13 protein-coding genes, 1 tRNA gene and 3 pseudogenes are annotated in these 18,777 nt (G+C 68.3%); 11 read left to right on the forward strand and 6 right to left on the reverse strand.

The features are described from left to right. The first annotated feature begins 119 nt into the window (after positions 1-119). From fdhE to WT60_RS34710, 4 genes are all read left to right on the forward strand, one after another. Positions 120-1,079, forward strand: coding sequence for a formate dehydrogenase accessory protein FdhE (fdhE, locus tag WT60_RS24015; RefSeq protein WP_038743646.1), 960 nt, complete (start codon positions 120-122; stop codon positions 1,077-1,079). Further along, positions 1,076-2,518, forward strand: a complete 1,443-nt coding sequence (selA, locus tag WT60_RS24020; RefSeq protein WP_038743647.1) for an L-seryl-tRNA(Sec) selenium transferase — start codon at positions 1,076-1,078, stop codon at positions 2,516-2,518. Before fdhE ends, selA begins: the two co-directional genes overlap by 4 nt. Next, positions 2,515-4,440 carry a selenocysteine-specific translation elongation factor gene (selB, locus tag WT60_RS24025; RefSeq protein ID WP_038743649.1) on the forward strand — a complete coding sequence of 642 codons (1,926 nt, stop codon included), beginning with the start codon at positions 2,515-2,517 and terminating at the stop codon, positions 4,438-4,440. Before selA ends, selB begins: the two co-directional genes overlap by 4 nt. An 81-nt stretch (positions 4,441-4,521) precedes the next feature. After that, positions 4,522-4,617, forward strand: a tRNA-Sec gene (locus WT60_RS34710). Positions 4,618-4,695: 78 nt separating this feature from the next. Here WT60_RS34710 and WT60_RS24030 read toward each other — a convergent pair. Beyond that, positions 4,696-5,250: a tyrosine-type recombinase/integrase gene (locus tag WT60_RS24030; protein WP_236860915.1), complete on the reverse strand. Its 555-nt coding sequence runs from the start codon at positions 5,248-5,250 to the stop codon at positions 4,696-4,698. Between the two features lie 38 nt (positions 5,251-5,288). Between WT60_RS24030 and WT60_RS24035 the strand changes: the two are divergent. Further along, a pseudogene (locus WT60_RS24035) lies at positions 5,289-5,477 on the forward strand (integrase core domain-containing protein); the annotation flags it as partial. Positions 5,478-5,519: 42 nt separating this feature from the next. Here WT60_RS24035 and WT60_RS24040 read toward each other — a convergent pair. Further along, positions 5,520-6,003 (reverse strand): annotated as a pseudogene (locus WT60_RS24040) (helix-turn-helix domain-containing protein); the annotation flags it as partial. A gap of 164 nt (positions 6,004-6,167) precedes the next feature. Between WT60_RS24040 and WT60_RS24045 the strand changes: the two are divergent. Both WT60_RS24045 and WT60_RS24060 read left to right on the forward strand, forming a co-directional pair. Further along, the gene (locus WT60_RS24045; protein ID WP_060356730.1) at positions 6,168-8,540 is read left to right on the forward strand and encodes a cytochrome P450/oxidoreductase; all 2,373 of its coding nucleotides are present in this window, start codon (positions 6,168-6,170) and stop codon (positions 8,538-8,540) included. A 720-nt stretch (positions 8,541-9,260) separates the two neighbouring features. Continuing rightward, complete coding sequence (locus tag WT60_RS24060; RefSeq protein WP_038743658.1) at positions 9,261-10,262, forward strand: patatin-like phospholipase family protein; 1,002 nt, start codon at positions 9,261-9,263, stop codon at positions 10,260-10,262. Between the two features lie 144 nt (positions 10,263-10,406). Here WT60_RS24060 and WT60_RS24065 read toward each other — a convergent pair whose 3' ends face one another. Genes WT60_RS24065 through WT60_RS24075 form a run of 3 tightly spaced genes read right to left on the reverse strand, consistent with a single transcriptional unit; the run spans position 10,407 to position 13,898 of the window. Beyond that, the gene (locus WT60_RS24065) at positions 10,407-11,021 is read right to left on the reverse strand and encodes an SCO family protein (RefSeq protein ID WP_059647573.1); all 615 of its coding nucleotides are present in this window, start codon (positions 11,019-11,021) and stop codon (positions 10,407-10,409) included. Then, positions 11,008-11,481, reverse strand: coding sequence for a hypothetical protein (locus WT60_RS24070; RefSeq protein WP_060356733.1), 474 nt, complete (start codon positions 11,479-11,481; stop codon positions 11,008-11,010). The genes WT60_RS24065 and WT60_RS24070 overlap by 14 nt, the downstream gene beginning before the upstream one ends. After that, positions 11,478-13,898, reverse strand: coding sequence for an RICIN domain-containing protein (locus WT60_RS24075; protein ID WP_060356734.1), 2,421 nt, complete (start codon positions 13,896-13,898; stop codon positions 11,478-11,480). Before WT60_RS24075 ends, WT60_RS24070 begins: the two co-directional genes overlap by 4 nt. A gap of 422 nt (positions 13,899-14,320) precedes the next feature. On the opposite strand from WT60_RS24075, the pseudogene WT60_RS24080 reads away from it, so the two are divergent. Next, positions 14,321-14,920 (forward strand): annotated as a pseudogene (locus WT60_RS24080) (response regulator); the annotation flags it as partial. Between the two features lie 103 nt (positions 14,921-15,023). On the opposite strand, the gene WT60_RS24085 reads toward WT60_RS24080, so the two are convergent. Further along, a complete protein-coding gene (locus WT60_RS24085; protein WP_145986864.1) occupies positions 15,024-15,761 on the reverse strand; it encodes a hypothetical protein in 738 nt (245 codons plus the stop codon). Between the two features lie 562 nt (positions 15,762-16,323). On the opposite strand from WT60_RS24085, the gene WT60_RS24095 reads away from it, so the two are divergent. The 3 genes from WT60_RS24095 (at position 16,324) to ripB (ending at position 18,767) form a co-directional block, all read left to right on the forward strand. After that, positions 16,324-17,235, forward strand: a complete 912-nt coding sequence (locus tag WT60_RS24095; protein ID WP_059647567.1) for a LysR family transcriptional regulator — start codon at positions 16,324-16,326, stop codon at positions 17,233-17,235. A 97-nt stretch (positions 17,236-17,332) separates the two neighbouring features. Continuing rightward, complete coding sequence (locus WT60_RS24100; RefSeq protein ID WP_038743673.1) at positions 17,333-18,208, forward strand: aldolase/citrate lyase family protein; 876 nt, start codon at positions 17,333-17,335, stop codon at positions 18,206-18,208. A 31-nt stretch (positions 18,209-18,239) separates the two neighbouring features. Beyond that, the gene (ripB, locus tag WT60_RS24105; protein WP_059576151.1) at positions 18,240-18,767 is read left to right on the forward strand and encodes a (R)-specific enoyl-CoA hydratase RipB/Ich; all 528 of its coding nucleotides are present in this window, start codon (positions 18,240-18,242) and stop codon (positions 18,765-18,767) included. Positions 18,768-18,777 lie beyond the last annotated feature (10 nt).

Genomic DNA, 18,777 nt, shown 5'->3' on the forward strand with positions numbered 1-18,777 from the left:
GCGCGCGCCGCGCGACTCGCGACGGCCGCCGGCCGCATGAGCGGCCCGGCGGGCGCGCGCACGGCAGACACAACAAGAAAGCGCCGACGATTCGGCGCTTGTTTTTTTAGGGCACTCACGTGACTGACCCAACCCAACGCATTCTCGAACCGAGCGAAATCGCATCGCTCGATCATTCGGCCATTCCGCGCGTGCGCATGCCCGAGCGCGGCGCCGTGTTCGCCGCGCGCGCCGCGCGGCTGCGCGAGCTCGCGGACCTGAACCCGATCTCAGGCTACCTGCGGCTGATGGCGGCCGTCGCCGACGCGCAGCACGAACTCGTGCAGACGTTCGAGCCGAACGCGCCCGCGCGGGACGCGATCGAGCGGGCGCAACATCATTCGATGCCGCTCGCGCCGGCGCTCGGCGGCGAGCGCGATCCGCGCTGGCGCGACGTGCTGCAAGGCCTGCTCGACCGCGTCGAGCGCGCGGGCCTCGTGAATCCGCCGCTCGCGAAGCTGATCGACGGGCTGCGGCTGCGCGCGCCCGCGGGGCTCGACGCGCAGGCCGACGCGCTCCTCGCGCAGCGCTTCGCCGAAATCGACCCGGCGTCGGCGCCGTTCCTGATGGCCGCGTTGCAGGTGGTGTGGACCGCGCTCGCGAGCCGCATCGCGCCCGCCGACGTTCCTTATCTCGAGCAGCCCGGCCTTTGCCCCGTGTGCGGCGCGCAGCCGGTGGCGAGCATCGTGCGCGTCGGCGGCCAGTATCAGGGCTACCGCTTCCTCCAGTGCGGGCTGTGCTCGAGCGAATGGCACATGGTTCGCACGAAGTGCTCGCACTGCGATTCGACGAAGGGGATCGCGTATCACGGGATCGAAGGCGGCAGCGAAGCGATCAAGGCCGAGTCGTGCGACGAGTGCCACACGTATCGGAAGATCGGCTATCAGGAGAAGGACTACGACGTCGAGCCGCTCGCGGACGATCTCGCGAGCCTCACGCTCGATCTGCTGATGGGCGAGGCGGGCTACCGGCGCGCGTCGCCGAATCCGCTGCTGTGGCCGGACCTGCCGGCCGACGCCGCGGGAGAAGAGCGGACGTGAGCGGACCGGGCGCGAACGAACTGAACGAGCTGCTCGCGCGCGTGCCGTCGGTCGAGCGCGTGCTGTCGTCGCCCGACGTGAAGCCGCTCGTCGACGAATACGGACGCACGCGCGCGCTCGCCGCGGTGCGCGCGTCGCTCGACGCGTGGCGCGACGCCGCGCGCCGCGATCCGGCCGCGGCCGGCGCGCTCGACGACGCGCGGATCGCGGCCGACGTGCGCGCGCGTCTCGCGGCGGACGCGGCGGGCGCGCTGCGCGCGGTGTTCAACCTGACGGGCACCGTGCTGCACACGAATCTCGGGCGCGCGCTGCTGCCGCACGAAGCGGTGCGCGCGGTCGTGCAGGCGCTCACGCAGCCGATGAATCTCGAATTCGATCTCGCGACCGGCCGCCGCGGCGACCGCGACGATCTGATCGACGAGCTCGTCTGCGAGCTGACGGGCGCCGAGGCCGCCACCGTCGTCAACAACAACGCGGCCGCCGTGCTGCTCGCGCTGTCCGCGCTCGCGCCGAAGAAGGAGGTGATCGTATCGCGCGGCGAGCTCGTGGAGATCGGCGGCGCGTTTCGCATTCCCGACATCATGAGCCGCGCGGGCGCGAAGCTGCGCGAGGTCGGCACGACGAATCGCACGCATCTGAGGGACTATGCGGACGCGATCGGGCCGCGCACCGCGCTCCTGATGAAAGTGCATTGCAGCAATTACGCGATCAGCGGCTTCACGAAGGAAGTGACGCTGCAGGAACTCGCGCCGCTCGCGCGCGAGCGCGGGCTGCCCGTGGCCGTCGATCTCGGCAGCGGCACGCTCGTCGACCTGACGCGCTGGGGCTTGCCGAAGGAGACGACGGTGCGCGAGACCGTCGAAGCGGGCGCCGACCTCGTCACGTTCAGCGGCGACAAGCTGCTCGGCGGCCCGCAGGCGGGCCTCGTCGTCGGGCGGCGCGATCTGATCGCGAAGATCAAGAAGCATCCGCTCAAGCGCGCGCTGCGCGTCGGCAAGCTGACGCTCGCCGCGCTCGAGCCGGTGCTGCGCCTGTACCAGGCGCCGGAATTCCTGCGCGAGCGGCTGACGACGCTGCGGCTCCTCACGCGCGCGCAGGCGGACATCGCGGCGGCGGCCGAGCGCGTGCGCCCGGTGCTGCAACAGGCGATCGGCGCGGCATTCGTCGTGAACGTCGAGCCGATGTTCAGCCAGATCGGCAGCGGCGCGCTGCCCGTCGATCAATTACCGAGCTGCGGCCTCGTCGTGCGCGCGAGCGACGGCAAGCGCAGCGGCCGCGCGCTCGCGCAGCTCGAGAAGCGCCTGCGCGGCTGGCCGCGTCCGGTGCTCGGCCGCATCGCCGACGACGCGCTGCGGCTCGACCTGCGCTGCCTCGAAGCCGACGACGAAGCCGCGCTCGTCGCGCAGTGCGCGCAAGCCTCGACGGACACGCCCGCATGATCGTCGGAACCGCAGGCCACATCGATCACGGCAAGACGACGCTCGTGCGCGCGCTCACGGGCGTCGACACCGATCGGCTGAAGGAAGAGAAGGCGCGCGGCATCTCGATCGAGCTCGGTTACGCGTACACGCCGCTGCCGAACGGCGACGTGCTCGGCTTCATCGACGTGCCCGGCCACGAGAAGCTCGTGCATACGATGGCGGCGGGCGCGTGCGGGATCGACTTCGCGCTCGTCGTGATCGCCGCCGACGACGGCGTGATGCCGCAAACGCGCGAGCATCTCGCGATTCTGCAATTGCTCGGCGTGGCGCGCGGCGCGGTCGCGCTGACCAAATGCGATCGCGCCGACGCGGCGCGCATCGCGCAGGTGCGCGACGAGATCCGCGCGTGGCTCGCGACCTCGCCGCTCGCCGGCGCGCCGATCTTCGAGACGCGCGCGATCGAGGCGGGCGACGCGGGCGTCGCCGCGCTGAACGCGCATCTGCGCGATACGGCGCTCGCATGGCGCGCGCGGCGCGACGACGGCCTGTTCAGGCTCGCGGTCGACCGCGTGTTCACGCTCGCGGGGCAGGGCACCGTCGTGACCGGGACCGCGTTCGCGGGGCGCGTGAGCACGGGCGATACGCTCGCCGTCGCGCGCACGGGCGAATCGGTGCGCGTGCGCAGCATCCATGCGCAGAACCGCGCGACCGACGTCGGCCATGCGGGCGAGCGCTGCGCGCTGAACCTCGCGGGCATCGACAAGGCGGCGCTCGCGCGCGGCGATGCGATCGTCGATCCGCGGCTCGCGGCGCTGTCGCCGCGTATCGACGTCGAGCTGACGCTGACGCCGGACGCCGACCTGACGATCTCGCACTGGACGCCGCTGCACGTGCATCTCGGCACGCTGCACCGCGTCGCGCATGTCGCGCTGCTCGACGGCGACGCACTCGGGCCCGGCCAGCGCGCGCGTGCGCAACTGAATTTCTCGGAGCCGGTGTTCGCGGTGCCGGGCGAGCGCTTCATCGTGCGCAACGCGCAGGCGACGCGCACGGTCGGCGGCGGCCGCGTGCTCGATCCGTTCGGCCCCGCGCGCAAGCGGCGCACGAGCGCGCGGCGCGCATGGCTCGACGCGCTTGCGACGTGGCTCGACGAAGGCCGCCTCGACGCGCTGCTCGACGAAGCGCCGCTCGGCATCACGCGCGCGACGCTGATGCACCTGACCGGCTTGCCGGCGCAGGCGTGGACGCTGCCCGCCGATGCGGTGAACGTCGCGTCGCCGGGCAAGCATGCGGACCAAGCGCGCGTCGTCGCGCGCCGGCATTGGGACGCGCTGCGCGCGCGCGCGCTCGACGCGCTCGCGACGTTTCACCAGCGCTCGCCGGACGAGCAGGGGCCGGACGTCGCGCGGCTGCGCCGGATCGCGGCGCCGCTCGCGGACGACGCATTGTGGCGCGCGCTGACAGACGCGCTGATCGCGGACGGCGCGGTTGCGCGCAGCGGGCCATGGCTGCATCTGCCGTCGCACGCGGTGAGCTTCGACGCGAACGAGGAAGCGTTGGCCGGGCGCTTGCTGCCGCTCGTCGCGGCGGGCCGCTACGATCCGCCGTGGGTGCGCGATCACGCGGCGGCGACGGGCGCGGCGGAGGACGCGGTGCGCGCGCTGCTGCGCAAGCTCGCGCGGCGGGGCGACGTGCAGCAGGTCGTGCGCGATCTGTTCTATCACCGCGACGTGATCGCGGAGCTCGCGCGATTGATCGCGCGGCTCGCGGACGAGCGCGGCGGCTCGCTCGACGCGGCGACGTTTCGCAATGCGACGGGCCTCGGCCGCAAGCGGGCAATTCAAATTCTCGAGTTCTTCGATCGCGTTGGGTATACTCGCTTCCACCGCGATCTTCACTGGTTGCGGGCCGACAGCCGATTGTTGATCGGTTCGCAGTAGCCCGGTTCCGGGCGTGTGTAGTTCGCAACGGATCTCGACGGGACGGCATGCTTCATGTCCGCTCCCGTTTCCGTTCTCGCAGGAAGGCATTCGTATCCGGTGGTGCGGCTGGGCTTCAAACCCAGTTGGTGCGGTCAGCCCGCGCCAGGTCGGTTCGACTCCGGCTGTCTTCCGCCATAAGGCGTTGCGGGAAATTGCGCAATCGGGATTCGAAGCAATTCAGTTCCGCAAATGTCATTCTTTTCCGCAATTCCGTCATTTCGTCGGCTTCACCTTGTCGCCGCGGCGATTGCGAACATGGTGCTCCGTCATGGTGGCCGAAGTGTGCCCGAGCTGCCTTTGTGCTTGGCGAATATCGCCCGTGCTGTCCGTCTTGTCGGTGCCAGCCTTCGCCCGCAGACCTCGAAATTGGAATTCGTTGTCGCGCACGCCGGCTTTTCTTCTGGCGTCGCGGAAGCGTCGTCGAAGAGTATCGAGCGTCATTCGTTCGCCTTTCTCGTTGACGACTAGCGCGGTGCTGACAATCTTGTATCCGGCTTTGCGGGCGCGAATGCGATTGATCACGGCCATAAGCTCGCCCGTCACCTCCATTCTGAGCTTCTTGCCGGTCTTGCCCTGATCGATGTGCAGGAAGTTGTCACGGATATCGCGCTCGTCATGCAGCAAGGTATCCTGCGGTCGCTGGCCAGTCAGGTAGGCGAGGTCCATTGCGTCGCGCGTCGGCTGATCCGCATGGTCGTAGACTTTTCGGAACAGGTCATCTTCCACGTACACATCGCGCCCCGACTCGCTGTATTTCTTGATTCCCAAGCAGGGATTCGCCGCCTTTGTCATTCCGATTTCGCGTGCGAAGTTGGCGCAGCATCAAGTACGAAGAGATTTACCTGCGGGCCTACGAGTCGGTCAGCCATGCCCGGCGCTCCATCGGCGACTACATCGAGCTGTACAACCGGAAACGGCCCCATTCGAGCCTGGCGGATCAGACGCCGGATGAGGCATACTTCGCGACGCAGCCTGCGATCAAATCGGCCGCATGATTGCCTCGGACGTTCCACTTAAAAATCTCAGAAACCTGTCCGAACGAGTGAGGCCACCTCTCCCGCGCGCACGTTGACGATCACGGGCACCCCGGCTCCTCGATGCACGGGATCGTCGGCCCGCGATTGCCCATCACCGCGATGAAGCACGTCAGCGCGAGCGTCTCACGCAGCCGCGCGGATCGGCTCGGCCTCGCGCATCGCGGCGACGCCGATCTGCAGTGCCTCGGTGCCGAGGTAGTCCTGCCGCGTGCCGCTGTCCTGCGATACGAATCCTTCCTCGATCAGGCTCGCCAGATGGCGATGCACTTTCGCGGCGCTTTCGTCGACGTGCGCCGCGAGCGCCGTCAGCGTCGCGCGCCAGCCGAGCCGCGCGAGTCCCGTGAGCACCGCCATGCCCGTGGCGGCCGCCTGCACGCGTTGCCGCCGCTCGCGCGGCGCGGGCGCGTCGACGGCCGGCTCAGGTGCGGCGCGCGCGGGAGCGGATCGTCTTCGCGGGTTTCAGGGTAGGGGTCTTTTTCGTCATCCGGCGATCGTAGTGCGTGTCGCCGGCGGCGAGCGGACGCCGCCCCGGCCGCGTGACTACCCGCGTGACTACGATAGGAATGCGATGCACGTTGATCCCGATCTATGATTGCGCAATGCGCACCAGGGTTACGCAAAACGTCATTCCTCAATTGGAGGACCGCGATGACGAATGTCGCATCCGCATCCGCATCCGCATCCGCATCCGCATCGGCTTCGCTCGCCGCGCCGTGTCCGTTTCACGCCGCGTCGCCTTCCGGCGCGCCGCGCCCGGCCGGGTGCCCGGCGAGCGCCGGGGCGGCGGCGTTCGATCCGTTCTGCGACGCCTATCAGCAGGACCCGCCCGAATACGTGCGCTGGGCGCGCGAGCAGGAGCCCGTGTTCTACAGCCCGAAGCTCGGCTACTGGGTCGTCGCGCGCTACGACGACATCAAGGCGATCTTTCGCGACAACCGGACGTTCAGCCCGTCGATCGCGCTCGAGAAGATCACGCCGACGGGAGCGGAAGCGAACGCGGTGCTCGCGTCGTACGGCTATGCGATGAACCGCACGCTCGTCAACGAGGACGAGCCCGCGCACATGGCGCGCCGGCGCCTGCTGATCGAGCCTTTCACGCCCGATACACTGCGCGCGCACGAGCCGATGGTGCGGCGGCTCGCGCGCGAATACGTCGACCGCTTCATCGACGACGGTCGCGCGGATCTCGTCGACCAGATGCTGTGGGAAGTGCCGCTCACGGTCGCGTTGCATTTCCTCGGCGTGCCCGAGGAGGACATGGACACGCTGCGCCGATACTCGATCGCGCACACGGTCAATACGTGGGGCCGTCCGCGGCCGGAGGAGCAGGTTGCGGTCGCGCAGGCGGTCGGGCAGTTCTGGCGCTACGCGGGCAAGGTGCTCGACAAGATGCGCGAAGATCCGTCGGGGCCCGGCTGGATGCAGTTCGGCATCCGTATGCAGCGCGAGCATCCGGACGTCGTCACCGATTCGTATCTGCATTCGATGATGATGGCGGGCATCGTCGCCGCGCACGAGACCACCGCGAACGCCGCCGCGAATGCGCTGAAGCTGCTGCTGCAACACCCGCACGCATGGCGCGAGCTTTGCGATGACGCGTCGCTGATCCCGAACGCGGTCGACGAATGCCTGCGCCACAACGGATCGATCGCCGCGTGGCGGCGGCTCGCGACGTGCGATGCGACGGTCGGCGGCGTCGCGATTCCGGCCGGCGCGAAACTGCTGATCGTCACGTCGTCGGCGAATCGCGACGAGCGCCACTTCGCCGATCCGGACCTGTTCGACATTCATCGCGACAATCCCGCCGATCACCTGACGTTCGGCTACGGCTCGCATCAATGCATGGGCAAGCATCTCGCGCGAATGGAGATGCAGATCTTCATCGACGAGCTGACACGCCGCCTGCCGCACATGCGGCTTGCCGAGCAACGCTTTACGTATGTGCCGAACACGTCGTTTCGTGGTCCGGAGCATCTGCGGGTCGAATGGAACCCGGCCGCGAATCCGGAGCGGCGGCGCGCGCACGCGCGACGGTCCGCGCTGGCCGTGCGGATCGGCGAATCGGGCGCGCGCGGCGCGGGGCGCGCGATGCGCGTCGACAGCGTGACGGCCGTGGCCGAGGGCATTCTGCGCGTGCGTCTCGCCGCGCCCGACGGCGCGCCGCTGCCGCGCTGGAGCGCGGGCGCGCACATCGACGTCGAGTGCGGCGACACCGGCCTTTCGCGTCAGTATTCGCTATGCGGCGATCCGGACGAGCGCGGCGCGTACGAGATCGCCGTGCTGCGCGAGCCGGCGAGCCGGGGCGGCTCCGCCTGGATGCACGAGCGGTTGCGGCCCGGCATGCGCGTGAGGATTCGCGGGCCGCGCAATCACTTTCGGCTCGACGCGCATGCGCGCCGTGCGGTCCTGATCGCGGGCGGCATCGGCATCACGCCGATCGGTGCGATCGCGCGGGAAGCGCGTGCGCGCGGCATCGACTACACGTTGCATTACAGCGGGCGCAGCCGGCGAACGATGGCGTTCGTCGGCGAGCTCGCCGCGCTGCACGGCGACCGGCTGCGCTTGCACGTATCGGACGAAGGCACGCGCCACGATTTCGCCGCGCTCGATGTCGCGCCCGGCACGCAGGTTTATGCGTGCGGGCCGGCGCGGATGCTCGACGCGCTGGCCGCATGCGCGTCGCGCTGGCCGGCGGACGCGCTGCGCGTCGAGCATTTCGCGGCCGGCGCGCCGCGCGTCGATCCGGCCGCCGAGCAGCCGTTCGAAGTCGAGCTGGCGGATTCGGGCCTCACGCTGACGGTGCCCTCGAACCGGACGCTGCTTGCGACGCTGCGCGCCGCGAACGTCGACGTGCAGAGCGATTGCGAGGAGGGGCTGTGCGGCGCGTGCGAGGTGCGCGTGCTCGCGGGCGAAGTCGATCATCGCGACAGCGTGCTGAGCGCGAGCGAGCGCGCGGCGAACACGCGGATGATGGCGTGCTGCTCGCGCGCGAAGCGCGGGCGGCTCGTGCTCGAACTGTAGCGGGGCTGGCCGCCCCGGCGCAGGACGGGCGACGACGAGGAGACGACGCGCGAGCGCGCGTGCAGGAAAGGCTCGACAACAGCCGCTTCGGCGCGCAGCGGGATGGCGAGGGCAACGGGGGGCCGCGTCGGCGGCGATGCGCTTTCGCCACGCCGCGTGCGCGGGCGTGGCGAAGCACGGCGCGCGCGGCGCGGCGAAAGCGCATGCCGGGCGTCGGCGAGGCGTGCCTTGCGCGGCGCGCGAACGCATCGCGCAAGGCACGAGGCGCGTCGAATCTGTCGGGCTGCGGCCTGGTCAAAGCGGCTTGCGCATCCTAATTTAAGAATACGCATCGCCGCGATTGGCCGTGATTCGTCGCGATTCGAACGAGACGAGGAAAGGCAAGACGAATATCGGCAAACGGCGCTGAAACCGGCCGACGGCAGCCGGTTTGGACCGGCCGGGTTTTCCGATCGCGCACCGGCGAATCACCGGCGAATCCGGCTGTCGAGCCTTCGCTGCCGACGAAGCGAAGCCGCTAATTGAGCCGGATGAAATGCCGGGCCGGATTGGCGCGGCGATGCCGACGCGCGCCGGTCGCCGGATGCGCGCCGCATCCGGCGCGAAAACGCGCTGCGGACGTCGCGTCGCCTCGCCGACGAGCGCGTCGCGGCGGCGAAGCGCGCGTTCGTCCGTTCGACGGCATCCGCGCATTCATTTCACGCGCCGAGGAGAACTGCGATGGCCTTCAAGATTCTCAGTTGCGACGGTGGCGGCATCAGGGGATTGATCACCGCCTTGCTCATTCAGGATCTCGATCGACGCAGCGGGATGCTTGCGAGGACGGACGGCTTCGCCGGCACGTCGACGGGCGGCCTGATCGCGCTCGCGCTTGCGCGCGGCGTGCCGATCTCGCAAGTCGTCGACGTCTACAGAAGGCGAGGCGCGGAGATATTCCAGGAGAACGGCGCGTGGCTCGAACAGAGGGCGGCGCTCGCAACGAACGCCGCGGCTGTCGACGCGCTGGCCGGGCCGGGGCTTCTCGCATGCAAGTACGTGAACACGGGGCTCAAACGCATCGCGCAGGAACTGCTGCGCGGCGGGGATCTGAGCGAGCTGCGCCGCCTGATCGTCGTCAATTCGGCGCGCTTGTGGGACCCGGCGATGCAGGGCTGGACCGCCTGCACGTTCTCGAACGCGAGCGGCAATGCATATCGCCACGTGAGTCTCGTCGACGCGGCGCTCGCCACGTCGGCCGCGCCTTCGTATTTTCCGCCGTACGAAGTGCCGCTGCTCGGCTATTTCGCGGACGGCGGCGTATTCGCGAACAATCCGTCGATGACCGCCGTCTCCGAGGCGCTCGCGAGCGGCCTCGGCGGCGACCTCGGCAATTTGCGCGTGCTGTCGCTCGGCACGGGCGTCAGTCGCGAGGGCGTTTGTCCGGACGCCGTCGGCGACCCGCTCGGATGGGGCGTGACGACATGGTTCTGGCCGTTTGCGAGCAACGGCGTACCGGCGGCGGCGCTGCTCGGGCTGACGTTCGATACGACGACGATGCTCGCGACGCAGCAGGCGGCGCAATTGCTCGGCGGATGCTACCGGCGCGCCAATCTCGCGTTGGGCGATGCCGTGGAACTCGACGACTGGCGCATGGCCGCTCGGCTGGAGAGCGAAACGCTCGCGTACATGGCGACGCCCGAGTGGGAGAGCGTTTGCCAGTGGGTCGACGCGAACTGGCGTTGACGGCGTTGACGGCGTTGACGGCGTTGACGGCGTTGACGGCGTGCGCGGCGCGGCGCGGCGCGGCGCGCGGCGACGCGGCCGCGCGCCGTGCGGCGGTTCGCCATGCGCTCGGCGCGACCCGAATGATTCCGCGCGCCGTCGCCGTCACGCGTTGCCGAGCAGCGCCGCGATCGTCTCCGGCGACGGCAATTCGTAAGTTCGCCAAACCAGCTCGCCGCGCCGATCGATCATCTGCACCTGCGTGGCGTGATTGTCGAGACCCGTGCGGCCGCCGCCGAAGAACGCCTGCAGCGCGTCGACATCCTTCAGCCCGGGCGCGGCGGCGATCCAGCCGGGACGCGCACCGAAGCGGGCGAGCCACGCTTGCATTCGCCGCGGCGTGTCTTCGAGCGGGCTGATGCTGAGCGACAGCAACTGGATGTCCGGCTTCGGATGCGGGCCGAGCAGCGTTTGCACGCGCCGGAACACGGCGCCCTGGATCGGGCACGTCGACGAGCAGCCCGTGTAGAACAGCTGCAGCGCGGTAACGCGGCCGGCGAGCAGCGCGCGCAGGCGGGTTGCGCGGCCGTCCGCCGTGCGCAGCGGCATGTCGGGCACCGGCACGGGCGGCGCGATCAGGCCGCCGTGATAGCCGCTTTGGCCGGCCGGCGGCCGTGCGCGTTCTGTCGCCGCGAGCGCGGGCAGCGCCGGCGCGAGCGATGCGCCGAGCGCGGCGGCGAGCAGCGCGCGCCGTTGCATCCGGATTTCATCGGCGCTCATGCGGCGCCTCGTTCAGAAAGGTCCAGAGCGCGATGCAATCGCGCTCGCCGATGCGGTAGCGCGGCATTTCGACATTGATCAATACGTAGGCCGGATCGAGCCCGGTGCGCAGCAGCGCGCAGAACGCATCGCGATCGTAGCGGCTCGGCGGGCCGCCGCGCCGGCTCTGCAAATCGCCGAGCCACATGCGCGTGAGGCGCGGTGCAATCGAATTCGGCACCGCGGCGCCCGCGCCCGCCGCGTGACAGTTCGCGCAGCGCACGAGCGGCGCGGGCAGATCGCCGGGATGCATCGGCAGTCGCCCCTGCAGCCGCGCGTCGCCTCCGAACAACGCACGGCCGCGCGCCGCGAGATCGTTCGCGTGCGCCGCGTGGCCGGGCCACGCGAGCGCAAGCACGAGCGTCAGCGCGAGCCCCGTCGATGATGCGCGGCGCGCGCGCTGTTCGCCGAGCATCGTCACGAGATCCGGATCGACGTCGACACGCTCGGCACGCCCTGCGCGTTCAGCGCGAACAGCATGTAGTAGCCGGGCAGGACGATGCCGGGATCGGCGGGAATCGCGAGCCGGTAGCTCGTTGCGCCGGAGGACGTCATCGCGAGCGGAATGCGCCGCTGGTCGTTGTTCGTCGAATGCGTGACGGACGACAGGCGCATCAGCACGAACGACGTCACCGGCCCCTGCGTCGACACGCTGATCGACGCGCCGAGGCCCGCCGACGTCGGCGCCGACACGATCGCCGGCCGCTGCGCCGGCGTGCCGTCGGCGTTGAGCAGGTACGGCGGCGTCAGGATCTCCGCGTTCAGGTGATTCATCGCGCAGCCGGCGCCGCACTGGCCGCCGCCGCCCGCGAACACGCGGCCGTCCGGCATCAGGATCGCCGTGCTGTGATAGGTGCGCGGCGTCTGCATCGGCTTGAGCAGATTGAAGCGCTGCGTCGCGGGGTCCCAGATTTCGGGAACCATGATCGCGGTCGTGTCGGTGAACGGCATCGGCACGCTCTGGCCGCCGATCATCACGATGTTGCCGTTCGGCAAGATCACGCTGTTCGCGAACGCGCGCTGGTAAGTCATGCCGTTCAGGCGCTGCACCGCCGCCGGCTGATTCGGCCCGCGCGTGATGTCGATCTGATAGACCGAATTCGACGCGTAGGTCGTGACGCTGCCGTTCTGCTGATACGATTTCGCGCCGCCCACTTTCAGGATCTTGCCGACGTCGTACAGCGACGCGGTGCCGTTGATGCTGAACGGATCGACGCCGCGCATGCCTGCCGACTGAATCGCGCCGCCGCCGTTCGTCGAGATCCAGTTCATCTGCGAGCTCGGCCCCGCATGGAACACGGTGCCGTTGCCTTGTGCGAACAGCCACAGGTGGTTGTCGCCGCGATAGATGCCCTGCGGGTCCGGGCCGACGATATTCGTCTCCGGCACGCCGGGCAGCAGCGTCCACGCGCCGCCGTTCGTCCACACCTCGGCGGTCTTGCCGCCCTGGCCGCCGCTCCACGAGCCGCCGAGCGTGAGCACCGAGCCGTTCGACAGCAGCGTGTCGCCCTGATAGCCGCGCGCGATGTTCATCGTCGCCGCCGCGCTCCACGTGTTGCTCGACCAGTCGTAGAGCGTCGTCTTCGGGCTGCTGTCGCCGCCGTTCACGAGCAGCCGGCCGTCCGGCAGCATCGCGGTGCCGGGGCAGAACATGTCCGAGCCCGCCGACGTTTCGAGATATGGCGTCGCCTGATTCGTCGCCGGATCGAACACGGCGGTTTGCGTTTGCGTCGTCTTGCCGCCGACGTCGTTCTGAAAGCTGAACTGCTGATCCGCCGACCACATCACGAGCTTGCCGTTCGGCGTGTTCGCGAGGCCGATCGGATTGACGGGCAGCGGAATCACCGGGCTCCACGCGGACGGCAGCGTGACCGGGAACGACTGCGGCAGGCTGAGCGCGAACTGATCGTTGAGCGCGTTCGCGTCCTGGCACGGATACTGGATCAGTGGCGCGCCCGACGACAGCGAGCCGCCGCTCACGTTCGCGCACATGCCGCTCGACACCGAGATCAGCCGGTACTTCGATCCGACGGGAACGACCGTCCATTGATCGTTGGTCTGCGCGTCGCCCTGACAGGGGTACTGAATGAGCGGCGTGCCGCTCGTCGTGTTTGCGCCGGACACGTTCAGGCATTGCCCGGTGCTTTGCGACACGACGTGATAGCCGCTGCCGGCCGGCAGCAGCGACCAGCTCGTGCCGCCCTGATTCGAGCATGCGCCCTGCACGACCGGCGCGGCGGCGGCCGTCGATCCGCCACTGACGCTCATGCAAAGATTGCTGCTCGCCGCCGCGACGTTGGTGAACGCGACGACGGGCAAGTACACGTTGAACTGGTCGTTGAGCGCGCCCGCGCTTTGGCACGGATACTGGATCAGCGCCGCGCCGCCCGCGCGCGATGCGCCGCTGACGTTCACGCACATGCCGCTCGACGCGGACACGATCCGGTAGCTCGAGCCGACCGCGACGATCGTCCATTGATCGTTGGTCATGCTGCTGTTCTGACATGCATACTGGATCAGTTGCGTGCCGCTCGCGAGCGAGCCGCCGGGCACGTTCAGGCACAGGCCGCTGCCTTGCAGCACGATGTGATAACGGCTGCCGACGGGGACGAACGACCACGTCGTGTTATTGAGGCCCGCGCACGACGTCTGCACGATGCCCGCGCCCGACGCGGTCGAGTTGCCGGCGGCGGACACGCACAGTCCGCTGTCCGCGCCGACGATGTCCGAATACGAGGCCGTGACGGCCGCGAGCGCGCCTTGCGGCAGCAAGAAGCCGGCGACCAATAAGCACAGCCAATATTGTGCGCGACGCCACGCGAATCGAAAGAAGTGCATCTCCGCCTCGTCATATGTTTTTCCCGCGGCGTATTAAAAGTGGCCGAATCGGATTCGACTGTTCGGCGCATGACTGAATCGCGAATGGAATCGCGCGTTCGGTTGATCGTTCGCAGGCGCGGCGGCGTTCGGCGAACGGGAGCGCGGTGCGCGCGTCGATCTCGATCGGCGGGCGACAAGGATAAAAAGGGAAAAGCAACAAGCAACGAAGCCTGTTCCGGTCATAAATGGGAAAACCCGATTTCCCATTTCCGGCGTGAAATATCCGTTTAAATAATTCAGCCGACGCTGAAAAATCCGAAATTCCGGGCCGCCGGGATTTCGCGATTTCGCGTGCCGCCATTCGTGCGTTTTCCCTAGTGCATGAGAAGACGCGTCGTGCCGTTATCCAAGGAAAAAGAAAGATCGGGGACGAGGGCACCATGAGCGAACGCTTGAAAGCAAGCAGTCCTTCGATGTCGACAGAGCGCAACGAGTCCGCCGGGGAAGACGACGCACGGCCGGCGCGCGCGGCGAGCGACGCGCCCGCCGCGCGCGCCGGTCGTGCGGCTCGTCGACGACGAGCCGAGCGTGCTGTCGTCGCTCGAGCGCGTGCTTCGGCCGAAGCGCTACCGCGTGCTCACCGCCGACAGCGGCGACGCCGCACTCTACGCGCGCTGGCCGAGCACGCGGTCGATCTGATCGTCTCCGACATGCGGATGCCGCGGATGAGCGGCGCGGCGTTTCTTGCGCGCTCGCGCGAGTGCCGGCCGGACGCGATGCGCATTCTGCTGACCGGCTATTCGGAAATCGATTCGGCGGTGCGCGCGATCAACGAGGCCGGCGTCTACCGTTATCTGACGAAGCCTTGGGACGATCACGATCTGCTGATGACCGTCGAGCAGGCGATCGAGCAGCAACGCCTGCATCGCGAAGCGGCGCGCCTCGACGCGCTCACGCGTGCGCAGAACGACGCGTTGCGCACGTTCAACGCGGGGCTCGAAGCGCAGGTGCAGGCGCGCGTCGAAGCGATCCGGCGGACGGCGCGGCGCCTCGACTGACGTGTCGCACCGAGACGCGATTCCGGTGCCACGGTTGCTCGAATCATGCGGCTCAAGCTTGTCTCGATCGCGCTCGCGCGGCTCGCTACCTTCGATGATTCTCGGCGTCCGTGATCTTGCGATAGAGCGACGGGCAGTAGATCCAGTTCGGCTCCCATTTCTCGTGGAAGCGCGACACGAACATCACGAAGAAGATGAGTATCGCGTAGAACACGTAGGTCTTGTCCCCGAGGAATGTCGAGAACACGATCGAGAGGGTGTTCTCCGGCGTCCAGCCGAGATACGCGTTCCAGCAGAGCATCGTCAGGCAATAGAAGGCGTACAGGGCGAACCGCATGGTGTTCTTTCGATCGTCGCCGAGCTTCTGCTGATGATCCTTATAGAGGTCGAGATAGTATTTGTCCTTGGTCAGATGAGCCTCGTCCCGGAGTTCGATCGGGCTCACGCAATCGTGACGCCGGCGGGCGCTGCGCTCCAGCGCGCCTGTCTTGACGTCGAGGTATGAGTGGAGGCTCGTCAGCCAGCTTCCGATCGTCGCGAGATAAATGGCGTCGACGAATGCGGCCAACAGCGGGAGGGCGATTGACGACAGGAATGAAAATCCCACGAATATGAGAATGATCTTGATCGGAAGATTGGCTCTCGACATCAATTCGGGATCGCCGGCGATCGCCATGATTCCCGGCTGGTGAGTCCAAACGAGTGCGTTGTCGGTGAGCAGCGTGAACGCCACCGATAGGAAAAAGAATCTGAGCTCCGTTGCGGCTTGCAGCGTCGAGAACAAGCCCAATCCCTTTGCCGCGCTTTCGCTGCTGTCGCTCAATTTGGATCTCCCGAGGTTGAAGGTGGGGGCCGGTGCGATGTATCGAATCTCAAGCGCTCGCGAAAACAGACTTGATCCCGCGTTGCGTATTTTCCAGTGTCGGAGACCATGGCCGCGATTCGAAAAAAAGCTTGGTTCGAGCATTGTGCCATCGCCGGCGAAAACGAAATGGAGACTCGCCGCGTGACGAACGACACGAAGGCCGAAAGCGAATCGACGATGTGCGCACCCGCACATCGATGATGCCGGAGCAAGGCGGGTCGGTTCTCGGCTTGGCCGACCTCGACGCGCGGGCGTACGCGCTCCTGGTTGCGAAAGGCACGAGCGTAGTGCGCGCGGGATCTGCGGCGTTGCGCGATGCGGCGCGCGTGACGTTCGCGATGCGTTTGCGCCGCGCTCGCGATGCATGTGCGATGCATTTTCGACACGGCAACGTCGGACGCCGACCTGCTTCGCGCGTACCCGTCACGCCGATTGTGAAAACACCGGCTGTCGTTCACAATGCCCGACAGTCGAGGCCAGCCTTCGACTCATCCGTAGGCTCGTCGATCCGGGAGGGCGCATGCGTTTCGACATCACCGATCTGCGTCTGTTCGTGGCCGTCGTCGAGGCCGGCAGCATCACGCACGGCGCGAGCCGGGTCAATCTGGCGCTGGGCTCGGCGAGCGGACGCATCAAGCAGATGGAGGAGACGGCCGGCGTGCCGCTCCTCGTGCGCGAACGGCTCGGCGTGAAGCCCACCGAAGCGGGGCACACGCTGTTGCGCCATGCGCGCGCGACGCTCGCATCGATGCAGCGCCTCACCGACGATCTCGGCGAATTCGCGAACGGCTTGCGCGGCACGGTGCGCCTTCTGACCAACACCAACGCGCTCACCGAATTCCTGCCCGGCCCCGTTGCGCGCTTTCTCGCTCAGCATCGCAACGTGAGCATCGAGCTCGAGGAAATGCTCAGCCACGAGATCGTCGAGGCGCTCGTCGAAGGCGTGGCCGACATCGGGATCGTCGCGGCGGGCGAGCACGTCGGCGGGCTGCGGAGCTTTCCGTTCGCGACCGATCGCCTGTGCGCGGTCGTGCCCGCGTCGCAGCCGGAATTCGCGGCCGCGCGCGACGTGTCGTTCGAGACGCTGCTCGATTACGATTTCGTCGGCTACGCGGCGGGCGCGGCGATCCAAACCTATCTCGAAGCGCATGCGCGCGAACGGCATCGGCGGCTCAAGCCGCGCATTCAACTGCGCAGCTTCGACGCGATCTGCCGTCTCGTCGAAAACGGCGTCGGCGTGTCGGTGGTGCCCGAATCGGCCGCACGGCGCTGCAAGCGGACGATGTCGATCAAGACGCTCGTGCTGCGCGACGATTGGGCGCTGCGCGAAATGAAAGTGTGCGTCGCGGACGTCGACGCGTTGCCGACGTATGCGCGGCAATTGCTCGGCCATCTCGTCGAAAGCGGCAGGACGTTCGCGCGGCGCCGCTAGCCTTCCGGTTTCCCGAAGGCTGCCCCCGACAATGCCGCATTGTCGCGCGCGGGCCGGGTGGCGACAATGAACTCGTCGTTTCGTTCAGCGAGGAGCCTTGACCATGCCCGTTCCACACGACGCAGCCATGCCCGCATCGCTCAGCCGGCCGTACAGTCGGCCGCGCAGCTGGCTGTTTACGCCGGCCATGCGCCCGGATCGCTTTGCGAAAGCGCGCGAATGCGGTGCGCACGTGCTGATCGTCGATCTCGAGGATTCGGTCTCGGCCGCCGACAAGCAGCGTGCGCGCGACCACGCGCGTGCGTGGCTGGCGGGCGAGCCGGCCGAAGCGCGGCCGGCGTCGGCCGTGCGCATCAACGCGCCCGATTCCGTCGCCGGCCACGCGGATATCGGCATGCTGATCGACGCGCCGCGCCTGCCCGATTTCATCGTCGTCCCGAAGGTCGAGTCGCCCGAGCGGATCGCTCGTCTCGATGCACTCTTGCGCGACGCGGGCAGGGCGCCCCGTTTCGTCGCGACGATCGAGTCCGCGGCGGGCGTCGAGCAGGCCGGCGCGATCGCGCGCGCGTCGGCGTCGATCGAAGCGCTGATGTTCGGCGCGGCCGATTACGCATCCGACGTCGCCGCGCAGCCCGACGCGCTCGCGCTGCAGATCGCGCGCGTGCGGATCGCCGCGGCCTGCGCGCCTTGCGGCGTCGCCGCGCTCGACGCGCCCTGTTTCGCGCTGCGCGACGCGGCCGCGCTCGACGCCGATCTCGCGTTCGCCGTGCACAACGGCTTTCGCGGCAAGGCGGCGATTCATCCGTTTCACGTCGCGCCGATCAACGCGGCGTTCACGCCGTCGCCGCAGCGGATCGCGTGGGCGCGCCGCGTGATCGGCGTGGCGTTGCAAGGCGCGGCCGCCGTCGACGGCCGCATGGTCGACGAAGCGATCGCGCGCGAGGCCCGGGACGTCCTGGCCGCCGCGCGCTGACGCCACCCTTTTCTTTGACGAGGAGACGAGCATGAGCACGACGATTCCCGCCTATCGGCAAATCGGCGACAAGCGGTTTCGCGAGACATCCGGCCTGTATTTCGAGGACTTCGAGCCCGGCAACGTCTACGAGCATCGCCCGGGCCGCACGATCACGGACGTCGACAACATCTGGATGACGCTGCTGACGATGAACACGCAGCAGGTGCACTTCGACGCCGAATACGCGGCGAAGACCGAGTGGCGGAAGCTGCTCGTCGACAGCACGTTCACGCTCGCGCTGCTGACCGGCATGAGCGTGCGCACCGTCAGCGCGAAGGTGGTCGCGAATCTCGGCTGGGACCAGGTGAGGGCGAGAGCCCCGGTGTTCGCGGGCGATACGCTCTACGCCGAATCGAGGGTGCTGTCGCGCCGCGAATCGAAGAGCCGGCCGACGCAGGGAATCGTGACTGTCGAGACGACGGGCGTCAATCAGCACGGTGTCATCGTGATGTCGTTCGAACGCACGATGCTGATCTACAAGCGCGGCCATTCGCCGGAAGCCGACGCCAATTACTGAACGACTTGAA

The organism is Burkholderia sp. MSMB617WGS, from assembly GCF_001532025.2.
GTDB classification, from domain to species: Bacteria; Pseudomonadota; Gammaproteobacteria; order Burkholderiales; family Burkholderiaceae; genus Burkholderia; species Burkholderia savannae.

Bases quoted from the DNA above. Each gene is read 5' to 3' on its own strand.
- selB (WP_038743649.1), top strand. From the start codon at position 2,515: ATGATCGTCGGAACCGCAGGCCACATCGATCACGGCAAGACGACGCTC.
- WT60_RS24045 (WP_060356730.1), top strand. From the start codon at position 6,168: ATGACGAATGTCGCATCCGCATCCGCATCCGCATCCGCATCCGCATCG.
- WT60_RS24060 (WP_038743658.1), top strand. From the start codon at position 9,261: ATGGCCTTCAAGATTCTCAGTTGCGACGGTGGCGGCATCAGGGGATTG.
- WT60_RS24065 (WP_059647573.1), bottom strand. From the start codon at position 11,021: ATGAGCGCCGATGAAATCCGGATGCAACGGCGCGCGCTGCTCGCCGCC.
- WT60_RS24075 (WP_060356734.1), bottom strand. From the start codon at position 13,898: ATGCACTTCTTTCGATTCGCGTGGCGTCGCGCACAATATTGGCTGTGC.
- WT60_RS24095 (WP_059647567.1), top strand. From the start codon at position 16,324: ATGCGTTTCGACATCACCGATCTGCGTCTGTTCGTGGCCGTCGTCGAG.
- ripB (WP_059576151.1), top strand. From the start codon at position 18,240: ATGAGCACGACGATTCCCGCCTATCGGCAAATCGGCGACAAGCGGTTT.